This window comes from Corynebacterium sp. HMSC05C01, from assembly GCF_001807155.1.
GTDB classification, from domain to species: Bacteria; Actinomycetota; Actinomycetes; order Mycobacteriales; family Mycobacteriaceae; genus Corynebacterium; species Corynebacterium coyleae.
Map to the genome: position 1 here is coordinate 85,171 of NZ_KV787967.1, position 22,484 is coordinate 107,654.

A 22,484-nucleotide genomic window follows, 5' to 3' on the forward strand; every position below is an offset into this window, starting at 1 on the left:
TATCGGGAACGACCCTGATTTTTCATCTCAGGGTTTACCCCGATGTGCCTGAGGGGGTTGCCGTGCAACGATAGGGGACATGTCTGCGTTGTATCCTCGGCTGACCCGTGATCGTTCCCGCCGCGTTATTGCTGGCGTGGCGTCCGGGGCGGCTGACCTGCTCGGGGTGGACGTGAAATGGGTGCGTCTGTTTTTGGTTGCGGCGAGTTTCGCTGGTGGCTTCGGCGTGCTGCTGTACGCAGGTCTGTGGGTGTTTACCCCGGTTGCTGAAGGTGCTGCGCCGCGGCAGCGCCCGAGTGCGCTCGACATCTTCCTGGTGCTTGCAGGTTTCGCTGGTGCGTTGACGTCGCTGCAGATTTCCTCCGGCGCGGGGGCCACGGTGGTGTTCATCATCGGCGTGCTCATCGTCGGTGCGGTGATTGCGTTGCAGGCGTACGACCGCGGTACGGATTCGTGGGGCAACATCGCCGCGCTGTCCTTAGGCGCGCTGCTGATCATGAGCGGGGTGCTCGCTGTGGCACTCCTCGGGGAGAGCGCCGGGGTCGCCGGTGTGGTCGTTTCTGTGCTGGTGACGGTGCTGGGTGTCGGGGTGCTTGTGGTGCCGCTGATTGCCAAGTTGACCAACTCGCTTGTTGCGGAGCGTGAGGCGAAGGCGGTGGCGGATCAGCGCGCGGAGATCGCCTCGCGCCTGCACGATTCGGTGCTGCAGACCCTGGCGCTGATTCAGCGCCAGGCGGATGATCCGGACGAGGTGGTGCGCCTTGCCCGTGGTCAGGAGCGCGAACTTCGGGCATGGCTTTTCGACGACACCGTGTCCAACCACACCACCACCTTCGCCGCGTTGCAGAAAGCTGCGGGCGAGGTGGAGGACGCCTATGGGGTCGTGATTCAACCGGTCACGGTGGGCGAGGACATTCCTTTCGATGAGCGCACCGAAGCAGTCGTGCTTGCCGCCCGAGAAGCGATGGTCAACGCCGCAAAGCATGCGGGGGTGGACACGATCGACGTCTACGCGGAGCACCTCGCGGGCAGGCTCGAAGTGTTTGTGCGCGATCGGGGTGCCGGCTTCGACCCGGATGCGGTGCCGGCGGACCGGCACGGGCTGCGCGATTCCATCGTGGGCCGGGTTGAGCGGGTTGGGGGAGAGGTTAACGTGGTGTCGTCGATAGGCAATGGCTCCGAGATCGAACTAGCGTTAGACCTATGACGCGCGTGTTTTTAGTAGACGACCACTCGGTGTTTCGGGCCGGAGTGAAGGCCGAACTGGCTGCCGCAGGCGACGGTCAGCTGGACATCGTTGGGGAGGCGGGCACGGTTGCGGAGGCGGTGCGCGGGATCGAAAAGGAGCGCCCGGATGTGGTGTTGCTGGACGTGCACATGCCCGACGGCGGCGGGTTGGCTGTGCTCAAGCGCGCGCCGGGACCTTCGTATTTGGCGCTGAGCGTCTCCGACGCTGCCGAGGATGTCATCGCGCTGATCCGTGCAGGGGCACGCGGATACGTGACCAAGAACATCGCAGGTGAGGAGCTTGCGGAGGCGATTGAGCGGGTGCGTGGCGGGGACGCGTACTTCTCGCCACGGCTTGCCGGGTTTGTGCTCGACGCGTTTGCCTCTGGTCCGGTTGTGGAGGAGGACGACCCGGCGGTGGACTCGCTGACCCGGCGTGAACTTGAGGTGTTGCGGCTGCTTGCGCGTGGTTACACCTACAAGGAAATCGCCGAGCGGCTGTTCATTTCGGTGAAGACGGTGGAGACGCACGCCTCCAACATTTTGCGCAAGACGCAGACGTCGAACCGCCACCAGTTGACCCGGTGGGCGGTTGCGCGCGACTTAGGGTAGCGCTCCAGGAAATTTGGCAATCAACTAATTGTGGCTGCCTTTTCTTCATCCGGCCACACCGTCACTGCTTTGTATGTGTAGTAGACACACGCTACGAAGACAACAATATTTCCAAAGATGAGCCACTGCGGTGCATCGTTCGGCAGAACTATCTGGAGAACAGCACTCACTAAACAAAGCATGGCAATGTTCGTACTCAACGCAATGATCAGCATTCTGCGTCCAAGGCTCATTTCGTTCCTTACTGTTCGTGGTACTTATATTTATCCGCACTGATCAGCAGCGGTTACGATAGAACCAGATGCGGTTGCCATGGTAGCTGCAGCCATCATAGGGCCAATAGGACCTGTGAGCGGCGCAGTGGCGACTCCGACTGCAGATGCTGTAGTCCCTCCGATCCCTACGAGGATGGCCCCCACACACCCAGCAGTAGACCGAGGTTGAATGAGGGCGGCATCGACTAACTCTGGATCAACGTTCGTTGAATACTTTGCAGTGATCTGGTCACCTTCAACCGAGTATTCGATGTTTACTTTCTCTCCAGTAGTGAGAGTCTTTGAAGTGGGCAGAGCTTCTTCTTCGCCCTTCGGGCTTTCTACAAATACTGTGTCCGCTTCTTTGCGAACGTTACCGTTTACTACTTCAGCGGAATATCCGCTCTCATCAGCGTCATTGATTACGAGAAGCGCTTGTCGCTCCTCTTGTGCCTTAGCAATCCTTTCCTCAAGGACATCATTTCCCGCCCCGGTGCTAGTTGGCTGCTGAACCTCGTTCTGAGAAATCTCTGCGGACGTAGCGACTGGCATTGGTACGAGCACAGAAGCTAGAGCGATAGAAGTAGCAAGCTTAGTTCCAAACTTCAAGGAAAAACCTCTTTCTGAATTCTCGAAAACGAATGAATGTAGGTAGACGATAACACGTTCGCTTAATCTAGTGCCGGCCTAGAACAGGCCTAGAGCACGCGCGCCTGGGTGAGCAGCGACAACGCAGTTTTGTCGGTTTCTTGCAGCATGAGCGGGTTCGTGCCCGGCATCGGCGAGATCGTCGTGTCCGCCCACTGCTTGCCGGTGGGGATGCCCACGATGTGCAGGCGGGGATCCAGGGTGCCGTCGGGGTGGACGGCGCGGCGGGTGTCCGCGTCGGTTTCGGGTGAGGCGGTTTGGGCGAAGGGGCGGACGCGGTTGGCGTCGACAAGCGAGCGCACCAGCGGGTCCTTGGTGTTGCGGATGTCCGGGCCAGGCAGGAACGCGTCGGCGAGTGCGGTCGCGGTGGCGCTGCGCCCGTGGCTGGTCGCGGTGAATGCGCCATCTTGCGTATCGACGACCGGCTGCGGGCCCAGGAACGTCACCAGGCCAGCGTCGGCAAGTGCAAGCAGTTCGCGCGTGCGGAACAGTGGCGGGCCGGAGCCGACCATCTGACCGAACGCCATGTACTGCGAGCGGGCCACCTCCGGGGTGCCTTTGCCGTTTTCGGTGGCGATGGCGCTGGGTTTGCGGCCGGCTGAAATCGCCCACAGCCCGGCCTTGATCGGGGAGTCCCAGGCGGCGACGGCCTCGGCGATGTCGCCCGCCATGGAGTCGGTGACCACGCGCTGGAGTTCGTCCAGGCTGAGATCTTCCGTGCCGGCGAGCGGGTCGACCCAGGCAGCCATGTCGAACGGTTCGGTGCTTGTGCCCTCGAGTGCTTCGGTCAGGGCGCGGGCGACCGGCAGGATGTCCTCGGGGGAGGCGTGGACGGCCAGGTCGGTGTCGTCGATACGCGTGATGATCTCCTCGAGCGGCACCTTCAGCGCCTCGGGGCGCACGCGCGCGAGGGTGCGGTAGTACTCGGCGAAGGCATCGCGGGCGAGCGCTGGCCACAGGGTGCGGCCGAACGACAAAGTGCCTGTGCCGGGTTCGGCGGGGTTGGCGTCGATGGCGGCGCGCAGACGCGACAGATCGGCCTTTGGCGGAAGCGAGTTGTACTCGGACTTAGGCAGGTAGGGGTAGCCGCGACCGGAGGTGACAACGAAGTGGGGTTCCTCGCCGGTGGCGTCGTAACGCAAACCGGAGCGGGCCGTGTCGTCTTCGAAGAAGCGGCCGCCGCGGTTGATGGTGGTCAGCGCCATGAGGTCGAAAAAGCCCATGCCCATACCGCGCACGAGCAGGCGCTCACCCTCGCCGATGCGCTCTACGTCCTGCTCAACCGGGTTGCCGGGCGGAATGTAGGTCAGGCCAGATTTGGCAAAGGCCTGCTGTGCCGGGGTTGGGGCGGGCAACACCCAACCGGAGGCGACCACGGTGGCGTCGGCGTGGATCAGCGTGCCGTCTGCAAGCAAGATCGCGTCTCGGCCTCCGTCACTGTAGAGCGACATCGCGCGGGACTGGTGCTCAACCACGGTGACGGAGTCCGGCAGCTCGGCCAGCGCAACCTGCCACACCCAGCGCAAGTACTCGCCATACAACGCGCGCGAAGGATTAGATTCAGGTCGCGTCACACGGATTTCAGCGTCGAAGGTGCTGGGGACGGCCGGCGGGTGGTCGCTGATAAGCGGATGCGCGAATTCGCCGCGAAGCGCCTGGATCCACTCAAACATGGTGGGGCCTTCGAGCACAGGTGCGGTGACGGTCGCGCCGGGCTCAGTGAACAGAGTCACCGCGCCAGCCAGGGTGTTCATGCACAGTGTGCGGGTTTGTTCGGTGTCCCAGATGCGGCCGGCGCCGAGCTGGGCGTCGTCGATGATGTGCAACGTCAGCGGTGTGGCGCCACGGTCGTTGAGGAAGGCTGCGATGCGCTCGGTGATGGAGATGCCTCGCGGTCCTGCTCCGACGATGGCGATGTCTGCTCCCACAGCGATGTACCTCCACGATTTCGATGAATCTTTATAACGTGTATAGACTGCGCAGTCTATTAAGAAAGAACCGAATTGTCTAAAAGTGGTATGGTGCCGAAAACCACAAGGGAAAAGAGGACGATAACGTGCCGAAGAAAACGGTTGCGGCCCCAGTTGTACTTGTAGGTGCAGTTGCCCTGCTGAGCGGCTGCACCGCAGGGGGTGGCGCTGAATCTCACGCAGAGGGTGACAATGTGCTCACCTATCTGGAATCCAACTGGTTTAACAGCCTCTACCCGCCGGCTGCCGGGTTTTACCCCAACGGCGGTGTGGTCAATCAGTTAACAGACAGGTTGCTCTACCAAGACCCTGAAACGCTCGAACTCCAGCCGTGGATTGCCACCGACCTGCCGGAGATCAACGAGGACGCCACCGTGTTCACCTTCGATATCCGCACGGATGTGACCTACTCCGACGGCACACCGATGACCGCGCAGAACATCGTGGACAACTTCGACCTCTACGGCCAGGGCGACAAGGATCGCCTGCTCAACGTCTCGGAGCAGATCTCCAACTACGACTACGGCGAAGTTGTCGACGAGGACACGGTTCGCTTCCACTTCACCGCACCTTCTCCGGGCTTCGCGCAGGCTACGTCCTCGTACAACGCGGGCCTGCTGGCGGATTCCTCCCTGCAGCTGCGCAACGAGGACTTCGGCCCAGGCGGGGCGGCGAATGTGATCGGTTCGGGCCCCTTTGTCGTCGATAGTGAAACGCTGGGTACTGACCTTGTGCTGAAAACGCGCGAGGATTACGACTGGGCGCCACCGTCGCTCGAGCACCAGGGCCGGGCGCGCATTGACGGCATCCACTACACCCTCGCCGCCGAAGAAGCCGTCCGCTCCGGCGCACTGCTGTCCGGCCAGGCGGATATCGCACGCACGATCTCCCCGCCGGTGGAGCGCCACCTGGAAGACCAGGGCGTGCAGGTGGTTGCCTCTGCCACCAACGGCATGAACAACCAATTGGCCATGCGGTTTAACCACCCGTTGCTGCAGGACATTCGAGTACGCAAGGCGATTATCCACGGCATCAACCGTGAAGAGATCATCCGCATTCTGCTGTCGGATTCCTACCCGCTAGCCACCGCGCCGATGACCTCGAGTGCCCTTGGCTACGCGGAGCAGCCCGGCGCGTACACGTTCGATCCCGATCAGGCGCGTGCGCTTCTCCACGACGCCGGCTGGACCCCCGGCCCCGACGGCATCCGCGTGAAAGACGGGCAGCGGTTGAGCCTGTCGGTCAACCACGCGCTGCCGCAGCCGCGCTCGAAGGAGATTGTCACGATGGTGCAGTCGGACCTGCGTGACCTGGGTATTGAGCTGAACATGGTGGCCGGGGATCGTGCCACGCAAAACGCAGCGCAGAAGGACATCAACCGCGTGCAGTTGATGCACACGATGGTGGGGCGTGCGGATTATGACGTGATTGAGTCGCACTTGTCGGTGAATCGTCGAGACGCACTGCTCAACGACGCTGGCGACGGCACCCCAGTGGATGCGGAGCTGGAGGAACTGCTGCAGAAAGTGGTCTCCACGCCGGACGATGCGGGCCGTACGGCCGCGTCGAAGGCGGTGCAGGACTACCTCACAGAACAGGCCTACGTGCTGCCGTTGTTTGAGGAGCCGCAGGTGTACGCACTTGCGCCACACGTGAAGGGCTTTGTTACCGAATCGGTGGCCCGCCCGAGTTTCTACTCGGTGTACTTCGACCGTGATGGGGAGGACAACTAAATGAGTAACACTGTGCTGAAACGCGTTGGGCAGGCGCTGCTCGTGCTGCTGCTTGCCTACACGCTTGCGTTCTTCCTGCTGTCTGCGCTGCCGTCGGACGGCGTGGCTGCGCGCTATGCGGACCCCGCGCTTGGGCTGTCCCAGGCAGAGATCGAGGAGATCCGCGAGCAGATGGGCGTGGATAAACCGCTCGTCGAGCAGTACCTGGCCACCCTTGCCGGGCTGTTTACCGGCAACCTGGGGTTCTCGGTTGCCTCGGGCACGCCGGTGTTCGACCTCATCGTCGACGCCGCACCACACACCTTTGCGCTGGCCGCGACCTCGATCGGTCTTGCCGTCATCGTCGCGCTGCTCACCGCCTATGTGGCCACGCTGCCGGGCGGTGGTGCGGTGCGTAATTTCTTCCGCGCGCTGCCGTCGTTCATGGTGTCGCTGCCAGGCTTCTGGATTGCGATCCTGCTGCTGCAGTTCTTCTCCTTCCAACTCGGCTGGGTCAACGTGGTCGACCCGACCCCGCTCGAGGGGCTCATCCTGCCGTCGCTCACCCTGGCCGTGCCGATGGCTGCGCCGCTGATGCAGGTGCTCATCCGGTCTATCGACGAAGTCCGCGCCCAACCATTCGTCCAAGTCATCCGCGCCCGCGGTGCCAGCGAGGCCCGCATCTTCTGGCGCGACGTGCTGCGCAACTCGTTGCTGCCCGCCATCACCATGGCCGGCCTGCTGTTCGGCGAACTTGTCGGCGGGGCAGTGGTGACCGAAACCGTCTTCGGCCGCGCAGGCTTGGGCTCCCTGACCGTCAACGCGGTGTCCAGCCGCGACATGCCGGTCCTGCTGGGCGTGGTGCTTATCGCCGCGACCGCGTACGTGCTGATCAACCTCATCGTCGACTTGCTCTACCCGGTGCTTGATGTGCGACTGCGGGATGCGGGGCCACAGAGCAACAAGGCTAAGAAGAGCACCGCTCAGGCTGCCGTGAAGGAGGGCGCCCGATGACAACACAAACAACACAAGCAGCAACGAATCCTGTTGTTCGGGCGAATACGCGCGCTGGCGTGCGGGCGAAGTCGCGCAAGAACCGCCGGTGGCGCTCGCCGGCGACGTTCCTGTCGCTGATCGTCCTGGTCATCGCTGCCCTGTGGGCGCTGCTGCCGGGTGTGTTTGCCACCTACGACCCGTACAAGGGCGTGGATGTGGCGCTGCTCGCGCCGAATGGCGAGCACATCTTCGGTACCGACGCCGTGGGCCGCGACGTGTACTCCCGCGTGGTTTACGGCGCACGCCAATCGCTGCTCGGCGCACTGATCGCCGTGGTGGTCGGCCTGGTCCTGGGCACCTTGATTGGCCTTGTTGCAGGTACGCAGCGTGGCTGGGTAGAGACCGTGCTTATGCGGTTCGTGGACGTGCTGCTGGCCATCCCGGGCATTTTGCTGTCGCTGTCCATCATCATCGTCACCGGTTTCGGTTCGCTGCAGGCGGCGTTTGCGGTCGGTATGACGTCGGTGGCCACGTTCGCTCGTTTGGCCCGTTCGCAGGTGATCCAGATTGCCGGTGCGGACTTCGTCGAAGCCGCCTACGGCTCCGGCGCGACCCAGACCCAGGTGCTGTTCCGCCACGTGCTGCCCAACTCGCTGACCCCAGTGTTGGCACTGGCTGCGCTGCAGTTCGGTACTGCGATCCTGCAGTTGTCCATCCTCGGCTTCCTGGGCTACGGCGCACCGCCACCAGTGCCGGAGTGGGGCTTGCTGATCGCGGAAGGCCGCGACTTCATGTCCACCGCCTGGTGGCTGATCGTGCTGCCGGGTCTGGCCATTGTGGCCACCGTGATGTCCACCAACCACATCTCCCAGGTCATCCAGACAGAAGGTGATGCGAAGTGAGTACCGAAACCACACCGCTGCTCGAGGTCGAAGGCCTCACCGTTGCGTACGGCGATGCCGAGCCGACCGTGGAAAACATCGCGTTTGCTGTCGATGCCGGCAAGATGACCGCGATCGTCGGCGAGTCCGGCTCTGGCAAGACCACCTCAGCCATGGCGGCGCTCGACCTGTTGGGGCCCACCGGCAACGTGCGCGCGGGCTCCATCCGGTTTAAGGGCCAGGATCTTGCCAGCCTGAGCGCTGCCGAGTGGCGCGAGCTGCGCGGCGCAAAGATTGGTTTGGTCCCGCAGGATCCGAACAACTCGCTCAACCCGTTGAAAACCATCGGCGCATCCGTGGAGGATGGGTTGGAGATTCATGGGATGGGGGACGCGGCGTCGCGTCGTCGTCAAGCAATTGCCCTGCTTGAGCGCGTCGGCATCGATGATCCTGAAAAGCGCTACAACCAGTACCCGCACGAGTTGTCCGGCGGTATGAAGCAGCGCGTGCTCATCGCGGCTGCGGTGGCGCTCGAGCCCGAGGTGCTCATTGCCGATGAACCCACGTCCGCACTCGACGTGACCGTGCAGAAAACCATCCTTGACCTGCTCGACGAGATGCGAGCAGAGTTGGGCCTGGGCGTCATTTTCATCACCCACGACCTTGCCGTGGCGGGCGATCGCGCCGATGACGTGGTCATCATGGAGCGCGGCCGCGTCGTCGAGCACGGCCCAGTGAGCACGGTGCTGACCAACCCTACGCAGGACTACTCCAAGCGCCTGCTGGCAAACGTGCCGTCGCTGTCCGTGGCAAATGCGTATCGACGACCCCCTGTCACCACCGACACCCTCCTGCGCGTAGACAACCTTGCCGTGCGCTACGGCGACTTCACCGCCGTATCCGATATCTCCTTCGAGGTCGCGCGCGGCTCCACCCATGCGCTGGTGGGCGGGTCCGGCTCCGGCAAAACCACCACAGGCCGCACGATCGCCATGTTTAACCAGCCTGCTGAGGGCAGCATCACCCTCGACGGCGAGGAACTGACCACGCTGAGCCCGAAGCAGAAGCGCAACTTCCGCAACCGCATCCAGATGGTGTACCAAAACCCGTTTTCTTCCCTAGACCCGAAGATGCGGGTCGGCGAGATTGTGGCGGAGCCGCTGCGCAACCTCGCGGGGGCGTCGAAACGCGAAAGCCTTGCGCGCGCCAACGAGTACTTGGAGCGCGTGGCGCTTGATCCGGAGCGGTTCGCCACGCGCACCCCGGCGCAATTGTCCGGCGGGCAGCGCCAACGCGTCGCTATCGCCCGCGCGCTGATCGTTGAGCCGGAACTCGTGGTGCTCGACGAGGCCGTTTCCGCGCTCGATGTGACCGTGCAGGCACAGATCCTGGAACTGCTGGAAAACCTCCAGCGCGAATTAGGGCTGACCTACGTGTTCATCTCCCACGACCTGGCAGTGGTGCGCCAGATCTCGGATACCGTGAGTGTGTTCAGCCGCGGCCAACAAGTGGAATATGGCCCCACCGACGAAGTGTTCTCGCACCCGCACGACGATGTCACTCGTGAACTTATCGATGCCATCCCCGGCACCGTCTTCCGTGCCCGACAGTTAGGAGAGTTTGTTGTCTAACGACATTATCGACCTGCTCGCAGAAACCCCGGCCGACCTTGCCGAACTGCGCCGCCGCCGACCCGAAGCCGTAGAAAACGCCCAGCGCAGCTTCGCAGCCCTGTTTGAGCCCACCAACCCGGCGCTGATCGAGGCCCTGCCGGTATCCACCCGCTACGCCGTCGCCGCCTTCGTCGCCGGCATTTCCGGCGCACAGCGTGCCGCGGAGTTCTACGCGGACTTGCTTGCCGACGAAGACGAGGCGCTCGTTGCCGTGGTCGAAGACGCGGTGCGCGCAGGTGTATCCGCCGGCCCGTATGCAGGCGGGGACTTTGTCACCTTCGGCGAGGGGCAGCTCGCCGCCGCCTTCGACTTCGCCCACCTGCTGACCTTCCATCCGAAGGATGCTTCGCCGGCGGCGATCGGGCACCTGCAGACCGCTGGCTACACCGAGGACGCGATCGTCTCGCTCGGCCAACTCATCTCCTTTGTGGCGTTCCAGCTGCGCGTCGTGCACGGTGTGCAGGTGCTGGCTGGCGGTACTGCTGCCTCGGGTGGTTCGGGTGCTGGCGATGCTGCTGTTGAGCGCGCCGCCGGCGTCGCCGATCCCGGCTGGACTCCCGCAGCGGCGACCCTGCAACCGGAGGTCGTCGCACCCGAAAAGTTTGTCAACCACTCCCTGGGGTGGAAGCCGTGGGTGGCGCCACTTGAAGAGTCCGAATTCACCGACGAGCAACGCGACGCTCTGATCAAGCCGGAACGCATCGGCATGGAGTACTTCCGTCTGCTCGCCCGCGACCCGCAGGCATTGAAGGCGCGCACCCTGACCGACCTGGACATCTTCTACAACACCGAAGGTGGCCTGGGCCGTGCCGAGCGCGAACTTGCCGCTACCGTCGCGTCCCGTTTGAACGGCTGCGAGTACTGCGCATCCGTGCACCAGGCACGTTCGAAGGAGGAAGGCGGCGACGCGGAGGCGATCGACCGTCTCCTGGACGAAGGCGTGGAGGCGGGCCTTGGCTCTGACACCTGGGACGCGATCCGCCAGGCTGCGGTTGCGCTGACCCGCACGCCGTTTGCTTTCGGTGCCGAGCACGTCGAGGCGCTGCGCGAGGTCGGGTTGGATGATCTGGCAATCATCGACGTGATCAACTCGTCGGCCTTCTTCAACTGGGCCAACCGTCTCATGCTCACGCTCGGCGCGCCGGATGTGCCGAAGCGCTACCGCTAGCGCCTGAACCCGCGGCGGCGTTTCTGGTCGCGCCACACGAGGTCGTCGTCACGCCATTGCTCGGGTGGCGTCGGGTTTTCGGCGTAGGCGAAAACCCACATGAACAGCAACATCACGTACACGCCAAAGGTCACACGGTTATCGCCTGCGTCAGCCGCCGCCGGGATGAAAATGATCAGCCCGAGCAGAAGCAGCCAGCCGGTGCGGCACTCCTTCTGCTCGATGGGGCTGCGCTGATCCTTGCGGGTAAAGATCGCCCGGCCCGGGCTCATGTCCTCCCCAAGACGCGGCATGAGCAGCCAGCACAGCAGGTATGCGAAGATGCCACCGCCGAAAATAAACCCGGTGAGCACAAACGCGATACGCACCGCCACCGGGTCGTAGCCGTAGCGGGCACCGAAACCGGTGCACACACCGCCGAATACGGCCCGACCACCTTGGTCTTTCGTGATGCGCCGCGGGCGGGTTTCCCACATGTGCTTGAGCGATGTCGATGAGGTTTGAGCCATGCGTGCCATTATCCGTATCTACGGCGGACTTCGCAGCAGGGGTTTCGAGAATGGCGGAGCCTGCGCGAGGGCCTTTGCGGTAGCTCGAAAGCTACTAGAAAGCTACTCGAAAGGGAATGTTTCTAGGTTGAGCTGCGAAAACTCGTCTACTAGAAAGCCTTTCGAGTAGAATTCCTTCTGTGCGTCCAGAGAGAAACTACCGAGATGACCCGAGCCTTCTTCTGCGTCTGCCGGAAGATCAATGGTTCGAGCGAAAGTCTTTCCGCATCAAGCCGAAGGATCTCGCCAAAACCATCGTCGGCATGGCAAATGCGGAGGGCGGCATTATTGCTGTCGGAATTACTGACCGGGAGTTTGATGGGGCACCGACGCCTAAACAGGACAATGATCTGAGACAAACATCGCTCGACCACACGGATCCAACCGTGCGTGTTCGAATCGAGCCGTTCGATATCGGCGACGGTGCGCAGGTTTACCTGTTTCATGTAGACCCGAGTGAGCATGTGCATTATTTGCGGTCGGGGGACTGCTTCCTGCGTGTCGGCGACGAATCTCGGTTGCTGAATGCAGACGGCATTCTCGAACTGCGTTACACCAAGGGTGAGCAACAGTTCGACGCGACGGTGCTGCCCCGTGTCGGTATGGGTGATCTCGATATGGAGGCCGTTGGCGAATATGCCAACGTTATTGGTTCTTCTTCCGCTGAAGACGCTCTCAAAGCAAGAAATCTCATCGACCGCGAAGGTAGGCCCCGCACAGCAGCACTCTTGCTCTTCGGTAAAGACCCGCAAGAGTTCTTCCCTAATGCGCATGTCCGTGTTCTGCGGTTCGGTGAGGATGAGCGGCTCGCGGGGCATCAGCAACAGCTTTTGGCCGACGACCGGTTTGAGGGGCCGTTGCCGCAACAAATTGGGGCTGCTCAGCGGGCGATTGAGGGGATGCTGCCGCAAGTCCGGCGCCTGGGTGCTTCGGGGTTGTTCGAGGATGAAAATCTCATCCCGCACGACGTATGGCTTGAGGGATTAGTAAATGCTGTCATTCACCGGTCGTACAGCATGGCTGGTGACCATGTGCGGTTCGAGATCTATCCATCTCGCATCGAAGTTTCGAGTCCGGGGCGCTTTCCCGGTTTGGTGGACCCCACACGACCAGAATCTATTGCTCGATTTGCGCGCAATCCTCTCATTGCGCGGGTGACGGCAGAGCTTCGGATTGGTCAAGAACTCGGCGAGGGTATCCGCCGTATGTTCGCAGGTATGCGGCGAGTGGGTTTTGCTGACCCGATTTACCAGCAGACGAGCGGAAGTGTTCTGCTCACGTTGAAGGCGGTTCAACGGCTTGATCCGAAGACCGCGGACTCCCTCCCGCCTCACGCCGGCAGCGTCCTGTCAGTCATGCAAGCGAAAGGCAGGCCAATGTCTACGGGGGAGGTTGCAGATGCTTTGGGGATTTCGAACCCGCCTGCCCGCCGCGCGTTGAAAGCGCTGCGGGAGGAGGGCCTTATTCAATGGCGCGGTAAAGGTCCGCGGGACCCTCGGGCGGTATGGCTTTTGGAAGGGCCTTTGCGGTAGCTCGAAAGCTACTAGAAAGCTACTCGAAAGGGAATGTTTCTAGGTTGAGCTGCGAAAACTCGTCTACTAGAAAGCCTTTCGAGTAGATTCTTTCTAGTAGTTCTATGCGTACGCGAGGCGCCGCGTGCCGTCCACGTGCGGGTACAGCAACCACGCCGCCACTGCCGCAAGGATGCCAACCAGCAGCCCCGCCACCGCGGACCAGTGCACCAGCGGGCCCATCATGAGCACCAGCCACCACACCATGAGCGGCACAACCATGCTTATCGACGGCACCCTGCTGACATTTTTCTCCTCCGCAAACGCCGCAATCTGCTTCCGGTAGGGGTGCAGCCACGTCACCGCGATAGCAACAGCAACGCAGACCAGCGCCGTGATCGCCTTGATGCCCAGCGGTTCTTCGGACACCATTACGCCTACGGAACCACCCACAGTCAGTGAACCCACCGCGCGCACGACGGCGGGCGTGGGGATCGGAGTGACGCGGTTGCGGACCTCGTTGGCGCTGATCGGGATCATGTCAGAACCTCCAGTTCTCAGCCTTGAGTAGGCCGAAAAAATTGATGCATGTGACACCATGCTCGTCGGCGACATTGGGAATCTTCAAATTCCGGCCTTGAACTCCGGGTCCCTTTCTTGTTTCCTGAGTCACGAGGATCGACCCCTCGATTGCTGCATGCGCGATGACGAAGGGATCAGCGGCGTTTTGTTTCTCAACTACCCAGTCTGGGTGGGCGGTTGAGATTTTGGCTGCTATCTCATAGTCCTGCTCCGTGTGTGGATGGACGAATTCATCAATGGATCTTGTCCATTTGTGAAGGTCGTCGGTACCTCGCTTGATCTCTTCTTCGACCATCCCGCAAATGCAGGCGCGACCATCTGTGATCAACTCTTCGACATTGCTCCAAACACTCGCGAAATGTTCGCGGGGATACCAACGCTCCATGTTGATCAAGATGTTGGCATCGAAGGTGTAGGAAGTCATCCTGCCTCACTTCGATAGGCATCAATCAGCTTGTCGACGGTTGGTACACGCGAATCGAGGAAATACGATGCATCGAGAATGCTAATTTTCTCTTCTTCTAACGCACGAGCCACCGTGCCCACGTACGTTGCGCCGAGATCCCGGTAACGCATCCGCCAATATGCTGGCCCGGCTTCCTTCTTTTTCATCTGGTCGCGTTCTTGTTTCCATGCGGAATTGCTTAACGACATTTCACGTTTCACGGCCGATGCGTTGACCACACCGAGGTTTTTGAGCCGAATAGCCGCAGCAACCCGGCTTACCTTGAAGTGGGTGGCAATTACGCCGACGAGGTCATCGCTATCTAGGCCAGATAGTTTCTCCGAAACTGCTGCCCCTGGCATAAGGAAGTGTGCAGCGAAAGAGTTCACTAACGCTTCTTCAGCGTCGGTCTCCTCGAGCAAACACAATCCGCTGCTGCGGTTGATGAGGTGGCCCAATTCATGGAAAAGGGTAAACGTCTTTCCTGCAGAGCTGTCTTTTCCGTTGAGCAGAACAATCGGCAACACGTCGTGATAGACAGAGAGGCCGCGGAAGACTCCACGTTCCACATCCGAAGTTTGGAACACCATGATCCCATGGTTTTCCAAAAGGTCGCGCCACATTTTGAAGCCAGCGTCCTTTGTTGGTCCTGTAGGGACAAAAGAAGGATCGAGCCCCAACAGAGAACGCATCGCTGCTGCTGCCTGCTGCTCTGTGCCCCAGTGAAAAGCGGTAGGGAATGTGATTTCGGCGTGAGAAGGTTGGCTGTACTCCAGCATGATCTCGCGGTAGCGTTCCGCCCTTCGCAGCGCTTTAGTGGTGGCTGCGTCGAGCCCATTGGCGTCGGGGGACTGCCGGAAATCAACCGTAGGGGGGACATCTGCTTGGGCGGGCGGTTCGGTGAAGAAAAATGCGGGTGTACGGTCGAGCTTTTTCGCTACATTGACCAGTTGCTTGAACGTTGGCTTCGCGGTGCCGGTTTCAAAGGCATCAATCTGCTTTGCCTTCACTCCGATTGCATTTGCTAGCTCGCTCACTGTGAGGCCAGATATCTGACGTGCCCATGCGAGCGTTTGCGGTTGAATTGGGACTCGCTCCACCAGCCTGCCTCCTTCAGCTGTGCGAATGTTCGGATAGGAAACGATGCTGCTGAGCGTACTCAATCTGGTTCAACGCGCATACAAAAGCTGATTCGCGTAAAAGACTTTTATTCCTTGAGCAGCGAAAAGAAGCTGAAAATAATTTAGCAAGCCTGTTCGACCAGGGACGTTGCCTGTGTCGTGACGTAGGTGCATACTAACTGACGTGAGTGGAACACCTATTCGAGCGTCATCTGCTGCGGCGCACCTGCATGAAGCGGGTGAAGCGCCTGCTCAGCCGACGCGTGCTGAGCAGATCGCAGAGCTGCGTGCGCGCATGGCTGCGCTCGGCGGGGAGGTCCCTCAGGAGGTTACGGCTGATACTGAGGTGCTCACGATCGGCGGTGGTCTTTCGACTGTGTTGCCGAATGGTGGCTTGGCGCGAAGGTCGGTCACGCACGTCAGCGACACCCCGGCGCTGATCGTGGAGCTCATCGGCCAGGTGGTGGAAGCCGGTGGGCGCGCAGGCGTGGTGGGTTGGCCGGAGTTGTCCTACGCCGCCATCGGCGCCGATGCGCTTGAGCGGGTCGTTGCGGTGCCGGAGCCGGGTATTGACGACCTCTCGGTGGCGGGCGTGCTCGCCGAAGGGCTTGACCTGGTGGTGCTGCGCACTCGCAGCCCGTTCCAGCTCACCCCGGTGCGCGCCCGGCCACTGCTGGCCAGGATCCGGAAAGGGCAAGCGGCGCTTGTGTGCGTCAACGTTGCGGTGCCGTCGCCGGCGCTCACGCTGACGGGCACGCTCGCACAATTCCACGGCATCGGTCGTGGCACGGGGCGCATTACCGGGATCGATTTCGATGTCCGCGCAGAAGGCAAGGGATACCGTCCGGCGAGTGCACGGGTGACGTTGGGTGCTGGTGGTGAGCGGGGCGTCGATAGACGAAAGCTGCGGCTGGTCACATGAGGGTTGCAGCGTTGTGGTTTCCGGACTGGCCCGTGCAGGCCGCGAAGTTGGAGTCCGGCGACGAGTTGGTAGAACCCATTGCGATTGCTGCGCACCACAGAGTGAAGGCGTGCTCGCAGGCGGCCCGCCAAGTGGGTATCCGGCGTGGAATGCGGGTGCGAAACGCACAGGCGGCAGCGCCGGAGCTGACGGTGGTGGAGGACAACACCGACCGCGACGGCCGGATGTTCGCAGCACTTGCAGCGGGGCTCGACGACGTCGCGGCGAGCGTAGAAGTACTGCGTCCAGGCCTTGTCGTTGCAGACCTTGAGGCCGCGGGGAAGTTCCACGGCAGTGAGGACCGTGCGCTTGAGATGCTTATCGACGCCGCCTCGCGCCGCGGCGTCGACGCCCTTGCCGGTGCCGCCGACGAGATCGCCACCGCAGTGATCGCCTCGCGCTCGTCTGACGTGGTGGCGCAGGGGCAATCGGCGACGTTCCTGGCAGACCAGCCGCTCGGTGTGCTCGTTGCTGAGGAAGCACTTGGCGCGGACATGGACACGGTGCGGGCGTTGGGGCAGTTGGGGATTTCCACGCTCGGGCAGTTGGCGGCGCTGCCTCCGGCGGCTGTCACCACGCGCTTCGGCCAGTCCGGGATGCTCATCTACCGGATCGCCGCAGCCACGCCGGACCGCCGCGTCGCGCCCGAAATTCCCGTGGAGGACCTCGCGGTGGCGATCACTCCGGAGGACCCGATCGACCGAGTTGATGCTGCCGCGTTCGCCGCCCGTGCACTGGCCGCTAGCCTGCACGAACGGCTGAAAGAAACGGGGCGGAACTGCCTGCGGCTGAAAGTGACGGCCGAACTTGGCGACGGCACCCGCGTCGAACGCGTCTGGCGCACCCGCGAAGCACTCACCGAGGCCGCGACCGCCGACCGGGTGCGCTGGCAACTCGACGGCTGGCTGACCGGCGGCGGTGCCGGTGAAATTACAAGTCTCATCCTGGAACCGCTCGAACTCGCCGCCCCAGAACCCGTCGGCGAACTGTGGGCCGACGGCGCCTCCACCGACACCGCCCGCCGCGTCGTGGAACGCGTGCAATCCCAACTCGGCATCGACGCGGTGCTCCAACCCCGGCTCGTCGGCGGCCGTGGCGTGGCAGAACGGGTGCAGATGGTGCCGTACGGGGAGGCGGGGCCGGTCGTCGACAAGCTGTCCTGGCCCGGAGCAATCCCAGCACCGCTGCCTGCGCGCCTCGGTGGCGGCATCGAGCACCCCGCCTCGCGCATCGCGCTTATCGACGACACCGCAACCCCCGTCATCGTCACCGCCGAAGTACTGCTCTCAACCACGCCGTACGCCCTGGCCTGGGGCGATCGCCGGTTTCTGGTTACCGGTTGGGCCGGGCCGTGGCCCGTGGATGAAGGATGGTGGGCCCAAACCGAAGGGGCCACAGGACGGCTTGCGCGCATGCAGGTGGTCGGGCGCGAAGGCGGGCCAGACGGCGCGGTGACAGGGTGGCTCCTTGTGTGGAGCAGGCGCAGCTGGCGTGTCGAGGCGGTGTACTAACGGTGGGGTGAGCGGTGCGATTAGTTCTGGACGATGTCGACGACCACGCGCTTCGGGTCCTCCAACACCTGCACCGAATACGGCAAAGCAGAGCGCAGACCCACCACGACCTGGCTACGGCCCTCATAGGTGCCAGCGCTGATCACGTCGATGACGTTGCCAGTATCGCCCGCCATCTTCACCTCAACATCGGAATCCTTACCCATCTCAAACGGATAAACGGTGCCGTCGACGTTGATGTTCAAAAACGCGTTACCCGCAACCTTCAACGGCTGGCCGGTGGTCTCCTGCATCGGGGTGGAGGTGTAATCCACAAACCAACCCGGATCCCCGTCGCCCCCAAGATCCACCACGACGCGGTCGAATCCCTCATGTGCGCCAACACGGACCGCGGTGACCACAAGCTGTGACGGTGCCGACGGGCGCTGCGTCTTCGGAGACGGGTCAGCGTTGCCCAACGGTTTCAGACGCGGAGAGCTGGCGGACAAGCTGCTGGCCACCGTTTCGCCGGCCCCGAAGCTGGGTGTGGTGCAGGCGGTGCAGGCAGCGATCGTCGCTACGCAAGCGCCCACGACCGCAGCGCGGAAGGAACCGGAATTTTTTTGCATTAAGCCACCGTAACCAGCAGGAGGAATCAGAACAAAAGCCTCAGAGCGAAATACCCAAAAGGTTATCTAACTGTTACAGAAGTGAATGTTGTTCAAATGGGTCATCTAATAAGTTAGGCCAAGCTTGGCTATGGTGGTGACATGCGACAATTGCCTTGCTCAGATGTTGAGGTTGAACCGCTGCCCGGCACCGCCAAGCCCGGCGCTACCTACGTCATCTTTGAGTGGCCCGACCCGTGGCCGCGCGACGTGCTCGGTGATGCCGCGCTCGGCGAAGACCTTAGCCCCCGCATTGCGAAGCACCTCGACGAATACGACGCGTCCTTGCTGCTCATTCGCCACCCAACGCGCGAAGGCCGACACATTAAGGACCACCACCTCTACCTCGTCTTTGCCGACGAAGGCATCACCGAGGTCCTCCACGTCGACGGACCAGAAGCAATCCTGGATCTCGATCTGTCAGGGCCTGGCAAAAACGGTGGGAAGCGACGGGAACGTCCGCTGCTGCTGATCTGCACCCATGCCAAGCGCGATGTCTGCTGCGCCGTAAAGGGGCGCCCGCTGGTCAACGCGCTGCACGAGCGCTACCCATTCGGCCCGGGCAACGACGTTGCGTGGGAGGTCTCCCACATCAAGGGACACCGTTTTGCCGCAACCATGATGCTCATGCCTTGGGCATACAGTTTCGGCCGCATGAACGTGGAGGCCACCGACGCGATGCTCACAGCCGCGAAGCGGGGCGACTACTTCGTGCCCGGCAACCGCGGACGCGGCACGCTCACCCCGGTGGAACAGGTGGCCGAGATTGCTGTTGCCAGCGAGGTCGCTGAGCCTCGTTACGGGGAGTTCGACGTTGCGCCTGTGCGTATCGACGACACCACTGCCACCGTCAACGTCACCACCGCCGGTGGGGAGTACGTCGTCGAACTGGAAAAGCGTCCGGTCAGCGGGATTGTCGATTCCTGCGGCAAGTCCCCCAAGGAAGGCTCCGCCTGGGTCGCGCTCAGCGTGCAGCCACGTTAGGTGGTGTCGGGCGGGGGCGAAACCAGGTTCTAGATGTACTCGTCGAGCACCTCAGCCACTGACCCGATGACCCGGTCGGTGGCTGCTTTCACGTCGGTGGGGGAGTGGTGGAAGCAGTGCGAGTGGTCGGCGAGGGTATGCATACTCAGGTCGTTCCATGAGTCGCCGAACGTGTAGAGCTCAACGCCATCGCGGTTGATGCCGAGTACCTCGAACAGCTCGAGGATCCCTGAACCCTTGGAGCGGCCTGGTGCCATCAGATCGATGTAGTCCTGGTTTTGGGCGACTTCCACCCCGTCAAGAGTAGATGCCCACTCGACGACCTCCGCGCGCAAATCCGCGTTGTCAGGCACCCAGAACGGAATGACAGCGAACTGGTGGTCCGGGATGTCGCGAATCCCCATCGGCGTGAAGTGAGCCGTGAAGTCGTGGGTACGGCCGGTGTTGTTGGCAAACACGCCGTCGACACGTCCGATGGTGGTGCCGAAAATAGCCAGTCCCTCGCGCTCCCCGAAATGTTCCACGGCGGCACGCAGGACGGCTCCGTCGAGTTCGTGGCTGAAGATCAGGTGGCGGTTGGCGCCGTCGGTAGCTGATGCTCCGTTGGAAAGCACCTGGTAGTCGAACGCTAGCGTGCTGTCGGCCATGCCGTGGGCGAGTGCTGTGCGGGAGCGCCCAGTGGCTGAAATGGCAAGATGCCCGGCGTTACGCCAGGCATCTATCGCGGCGATATCCTCCTGGTCGAAACCGTGGGGAGGGTGGTGGAGAGTGCCATCGAAGTCGAACGCCGCTACCTTCATGGCACTTCAATCTACCGGCGCATGACCTTCTTGGACAGCCAGTTGCCCAGGAACTGGGCGAGCTGGACGATGACCACGATGACCAGGACTGCAGCCCAGGTGACTTGTGGCTCGAAGGCGCGGTAGCCGTAGACGATGGCGAAGTCACCCACACCGCCACCACCGATGTAGCCGGCCATCGCAGACATATCGATGACTGCGATGAAGATGAAGGTGTAGCCCAGGATCAACGGGCCGAGTGCCTCCGGCAGGATCACCGAGGTGATGATCTTCCAGGGGCCGGCACCCATGGAGCGGGCGGCCTCGATAACACCGGGGTCGATGGCGACGAGGTTTTGCTCCACGATGCGCGCCACGGTGAACGTGGCAGAGAAACACATCACGAACGTTGCCGCGGCACGGCCGATGGTGGTGCCCACGACCTCCAGGGTCAGTGGGTAGAGCATCGCGATCATGATGATGAACGGGATTGGCCTGAAGAAGTTCACCGCAACGTTGATCAGGGTGTAGACCACGTTGTTGCGCAGGATGCCACCTGGTCGGGTGGTGTAGAGCAGCATGCCCAACACCAGGCCGAAGAATCCGCCGACAACCATGGTGATGGCGACCATCCACAGGGTGTCACCGATGGCGTCGAGGAAGGTGGGGCCGAGGTTGTCCCAGTTCGGTTCAGCGAGCAGGTATTCGGTCATCGGGTGATCTCCTCAATCTCGGTGCTGCGCTGCAGTGTGGCCAGGAACTCGTTGATAGCGGCGTCGTCGCCGTTGAGGCGGACGGTCATCTTGCCAAAGGAACGTTCCTGCAGGGTGGTGATGCCAGCGTGGACTGGCTCGATGACAACACCGCGCGTGCGGGCGGCCTCAGCGGCGCCGAAGAACCCGGAGTCCTCGGAAAGATCCACGGTGAACAGGCGGCCAGGCTTGGTCAGCAGTTCGGCGCGCTCAACATCATCGGGGGTGTTGCGCAGGCTCGTCGCTGCGAAACGCTGGGCGACGGGGGTTTGTGGGTTGGCGAAGACGTCGTAAACCCCGCCGTACTCCACAACACGGCCGTTCTCCATTACGGCAACCTTGTCGGCGATGGCTCGGATGACATCCATTTCGTGGGTGATCACCACGATGGTGATGCCGAGTTCTTCGTTGACGCGACGCAGCACCCCGAGCACTTCGTGGGTGGTTTCGGGGTCGAGAGCGGACGTGGCTTCGTCGGCAAGCAACAGCGACGGGTTGGTCGCAAGTGCTCGCGCGATGCCGACGCGCTGCTTCTGGCCGCCGGAGAGCTGCTCCGGGTAGTTTTCGCCACGGTCAGACAGACCGACGAAGTCGAGCAGTTCAGCGACGCGACGCTTACGTTCCTTCTTGTCCACACCGGCCAGTTTCAGCGGGTATTCGATGTTGCCCGCTGCGGTACGGGAGGAAAAGAGATTGAACTGCTGGAAGATCATGCCGACGTTGCGGCGGATCTCCCGGAGTTTGCGCTCGGGCATACCGGCGACGTTGGTGTCGTCGAGAAGCAATTCGCCCGAGGTTGGCATGTCAAGGCCGTTAATGAGGCGGACAAGCGTTGACTTGCCGGCACCCGAGTAGCCGATCACTCCGAGGATTTCGCCTGGCTCGACGGTCAAGGTGACGTCATCGACGGCCTTGACCTCGCGCTCTTTGGTTTTGAAAACCTTGGATACGTTCCGGAACTCAATCCGGGTGCCGGTTGTTGTCATTTACTTGTACTCCTCCACAAGTCGGTCGAGGATCTCGTTGAGCTCCTCCTTGCTGCGCTGGACCTGCACGGCGGTGCCGTTGGAATCCTCGTCAAGCGCTGCGGTGACCTCCGGCGACTGCCAGACGTCGACCAACTTGGCGTACGTCTCGTTGTCCAGGTCATCGCCTGAGACAGTGAATACGTTGATGTACGGCTCCGCAAGCTCGGAGTTCGGATCGTCGGCCGCGACCGAGGAAGCCGGGTCGATACCTGCGCGTGCCAGCCAGTTGTTGTTGATCACAGCCGGGCGGCCCTCGTTGTAGGCGTTCGGCGTCTGGGACGCATCCACAGCGACAACCTTGACCTTGGAGGCATCCTTATCGATGTCCGCCGGGGTCGGGGTGAGCTTCGGCGCGCCTTCGCGCAGCTTCAGCAGACCAGCCTGAACCAGCACGTTGATCGCGCGACCCTGGTTGGACGGGTCGTTCGGGACAGCGATTTCGGTGCCCTCGATGCCGTCGAGCGAGTCGTGGTC

General features: G+C 62.2%; 23 protein-coding genes. 11 read left to right on the forward strand and 12 right to left on the reverse strand.

The features are described 5' to 3' along the window. The first annotated feature begins 79 nt into the window (after positions 1-79). The gene (locus tag HMPREF3145_RS08380; RefSeq protein WP_070422781.1) at positions 80-1,207 is read left to right on the forward strand and encodes an ATP-binding protein; all 1,128 of its coding nucleotides are present in this window, start codon (positions 80-82) and stop codon (positions 1,205-1,207) included. Then, on the forward strand, positions 1,204-1,839 hold the full coding sequence (locus tag HMPREF3145_RS08385) for a LuxR C-terminal-related transcriptional regulator (RefSeq protein ID WP_070422782.1): 636 nt from the start codon (positions 1,204-1,206) through the stop codon (positions 1,837-1,839). The genes HMPREF3145_RS08380 and HMPREF3145_RS08385 overlap by 4 nt, the downstream gene beginning before the upstream one ends. 20 nt (positions 1,840-1,859) lie before the next feature. Here HMPREF3145_RS08385 and HMPREF3145_RS08390 read toward each other — a convergent pair whose 3' ends face one another. From HMPREF3145_RS08390 to HMPREF3145_RS08395, 3 genes are all read right to left on the reverse strand, one after another. Next, positions 1,860-2,072 (reverse strand): hypothetical protein, encoded by a 213-nt coding sequence (locus HMPREF3145_RS08390; protein ID WP_224213060.1) that lies wholly within the window; start codon positions 2,070-2,072, stop codon positions 1,860-1,862. 30 nt (positions 2,073-2,102) lie between these two features. Continuing rightward, positions 2,103-2,702 (reverse strand): hypothetical protein, encoded by a 600-nt coding sequence (locus HMPREF3145_RS11505; protein ID WP_224213059.1) that lies wholly within the window; start codon positions 2,700-2,702, stop codon positions 2,103-2,105. Positions 2,703-2,791: 89 nt separating this feature from the next. Next, positions 2,792-4,669 carry an FAD/NAD(P)-binding protein gene (locus tag HMPREF3145_RS08395; protein ID WP_371325703.1) on the reverse strand — a complete coding sequence of 626 codons (1,878 nt, stop codon included), beginning with the start codon at positions 4,667-4,669 and terminating at the stop codon, positions 2,792-2,794. Positions 4,670-4,797: 128 nt separating this feature from the next. Between HMPREF3145_RS08395 and HMPREF3145_RS08400 the strand changes: the two genes are divergently transcribed. Genes HMPREF3145_RS08400 through HMPREF3145_RS08420 form a run of 5 tightly spaced genes read left to right on the forward strand, consistent with a single transcriptional unit; the run spans position 4,798 to position 11,141 of the window. After that, positions 4,798-6,444, forward strand: a complete 1,647-nt coding sequence (locus tag HMPREF3145_RS08400) for a TIGR04028 family ABC transporter substrate-binding protein (protein WP_070422784.1) — start codon at positions 4,798-4,800, stop codon at positions 6,442-6,444. Beyond that, positions 6,445-7,437 (forward strand): ABC transporter permease, encoded by a 993-nt coding sequence (locus tag HMPREF3145_RS08405; protein WP_070422785.1) that lies wholly within the window; start codon positions 6,445-6,447, stop codon positions 7,435-7,437. It abuts the gene before it with no gap. Continuing rightward, positions 7,434-8,321 carry an ABC transporter permease gene (locus tag HMPREF3145_RS08410; RefSeq protein ID WP_070422786.1) on the forward strand — a complete coding sequence of 296 codons (888 nt, stop codon included), beginning with the start codon at positions 7,434-7,436 and terminating at the stop codon, positions 8,319-8,321. The genes HMPREF3145_RS08405 and HMPREF3145_RS08410 overlap by 4 nt, the downstream gene beginning before the upstream one ends. After that, entirely contained in the window at positions 8,318-9,931 is a 1,614-nt protein-coding gene (locus tag HMPREF3145_RS08415; RefSeq protein ID WP_070422787.1) for a dipeptide ABC transporter ATP-binding protein, read from the forward strand. Before HMPREF3145_RS08410 ends, HMPREF3145_RS08415 begins: the two co-directional genes overlap by 4 nt. After that, entirely contained in the window at positions 9,924-11,141 is a 1,218-nt protein-coding gene (locus tag HMPREF3145_RS08420) for an alkylhydroperoxidase domain protein (protein ID WP_070422788.1), read from the forward strand. Before HMPREF3145_RS08415 ends, HMPREF3145_RS08420 begins: the two co-directional genes overlap by 8 nt. On the opposite strand, the gene HMPREF3145_RS08425 is transcribed toward HMPREF3145_RS08420, so the two are convergent. After that, positions 11,138-11,650, reverse strand: a complete 513-nt coding sequence (locus HMPREF3145_RS08425; protein WP_070815582.1) for a PspC domain-containing protein — start codon at positions 11,648-11,650, stop codon at positions 11,138-11,140. The two genes, HMPREF3145_RS08420 and HMPREF3145_RS08425, sit on opposite strands and share 4 nt — an antisense overlap. Before the next feature lie 179 nt (positions 11,651-11,829). Here HMPREF3145_RS08425 and HMPREF3145_RS08430 point away from each other — a divergent pair, with 179 nt between their 5' ends. After that, complete coding sequence (locus tag HMPREF3145_RS08430) at positions 11,830-13,221, forward strand: RNA-binding domain-containing protein (protein ID WP_070422790.1); 1,392 nt, start codon at positions 11,830-11,832, stop codon at positions 13,219-13,221. 102 nt (positions 13,222-13,323) lie between these two features. On the opposite strand, the gene HMPREF3145_RS08435 is transcribed toward HMPREF3145_RS08430, so the two are convergent. From HMPREF3145_RS08435 to HMPREF3145_RS08445, 3 genes are read right to left on the reverse strand one after another with little or no spacing between them, the layout of a single operon-like run. Beyond that, positions 13,324-13,740 (reverse strand): hypothetical protein, encoded by a 417-nt coding sequence (locus tag HMPREF3145_RS08435; protein ID WP_070422791.1) that lies wholly within the window; start codon positions 13,738-13,740, stop codon positions 13,324-13,326. A gap of 1 nt (position 13,741) precedes the next feature. Next, positions 13,742-14,206, reverse strand: coding sequence for a DUF4411 family protein (locus HMPREF3145_RS08440; RefSeq protein WP_070422792.1), 465 nt, complete (start codon positions 14,204-14,206; stop codon positions 13,742-13,744). Next, entirely contained in the window at positions 14,203-15,327 is a 1,125-nt protein-coding gene (locus HMPREF3145_RS08445) for a helix-turn-helix domain-containing protein (RefSeq protein WP_070422793.1), read from the reverse strand. Before HMPREF3145_RS08445 ends, HMPREF3145_RS08440 begins: the two co-directional genes overlap by 4 nt. Before the next feature lie 205 nt (positions 15,328-15,532). Here HMPREF3145_RS08445 and HMPREF3145_RS08450 point away from each other — a divergent pair, with 205 nt between their 5' ends. After that, positions 15,533-16,270 (forward strand): hypothetical protein, encoded by a 738-nt coding sequence (locus HMPREF3145_RS08450; RefSeq protein WP_246817567.1) that lies wholly within the window; start codon positions 15,533-15,535, stop codon positions 16,268-16,270. Next, positions 16,267-17,820 carry a Y-family DNA polymerase gene (locus HMPREF3145_RS08455; RefSeq protein WP_070422795.1) on the forward strand — a complete coding sequence of 518 codons (1,554 nt, stop codon included), beginning with the start codon at positions 16,267-16,269 and terminating at the stop codon, positions 17,818-17,820. Before HMPREF3145_RS08450 ends, HMPREF3145_RS08455 begins: the two co-directional genes overlap by 4 nt. A 20-nt stretch (positions 17,821-17,840) precedes the next feature. Here the strand turns inward: HMPREF3145_RS08455 and HMPREF3145_RS08460 are convergent, their stop codons facing one another. Then, positions 17,841-18,428, reverse strand: a complete 588-nt coding sequence (locus HMPREF3145_RS08460) for an AMIN-like domain-containing (lipo)protein (protein WP_070422796.1) — start codon at positions 18,426-18,428, stop codon at positions 17,841-17,843. Between the two features lie 141 nt (positions 18,429-18,569). Here HMPREF3145_RS08460 and HMPREF3145_RS08465 point away from each other — a divergent pair, with 141 nt between their 5' ends. Continuing rightward, positions 18,570-19,451, forward strand: coding sequence for a sucrase ferredoxin (locus HMPREF3145_RS08465; RefSeq protein ID WP_070422797.1), 882 nt, complete (start codon positions 18,570-18,572; stop codon positions 19,449-19,451). 29 nt (positions 19,452-19,480) lie between these two features. Here the strand turns inward: HMPREF3145_RS08465 and HMPREF3145_RS08470 are convergent, their stop codons facing one another. From HMPREF3145_RS08470 to HMPREF3145_RS12050, 4 genes are all read right to left on the reverse strand, one after another. Beyond that, on the reverse strand, positions 19,481-20,251 hold the full coding sequence (locus tag HMPREF3145_RS08470) for an HAD family hydrolase (RefSeq protein ID WP_070422798.1): 771 nt from the start codon (positions 20,249-20,251) through the stop codon (positions 19,481-19,483). 11 nt (positions 20,252-20,262) lie between these two features. Beyond that, positions 20,263-20,943 (reverse strand): methionine ABC transporter permease, encoded by a 681-nt coding sequence (locus tag HMPREF3145_RS08475; protein WP_070422799.1) that lies wholly within the window; start codon positions 20,941-20,943, stop codon positions 20,263-20,265. Then, on the reverse strand, positions 20,940-21,968 hold the full coding sequence (locus tag HMPREF3145_RS08480) for a methionine ABC transporter ATP-binding protein (protein WP_070422800.1): 1,029 nt from the start codon (positions 21,966-21,968) through the stop codon (positions 20,940-20,942). Before HMPREF3145_RS08480 ends, HMPREF3145_RS08475 begins: the two co-directional genes overlap by 4 nt. Further along, positions 21,969-22,484: MetQ/NlpA family ABC transporter substrate-binding protein (locus HMPREF3145_RS12050; RefSeq protein ID WP_246817568.1), on the reverse strand; the 516-nt coding region annotated here is incomplete at its 5' end. It abuts the gene before it with no gap.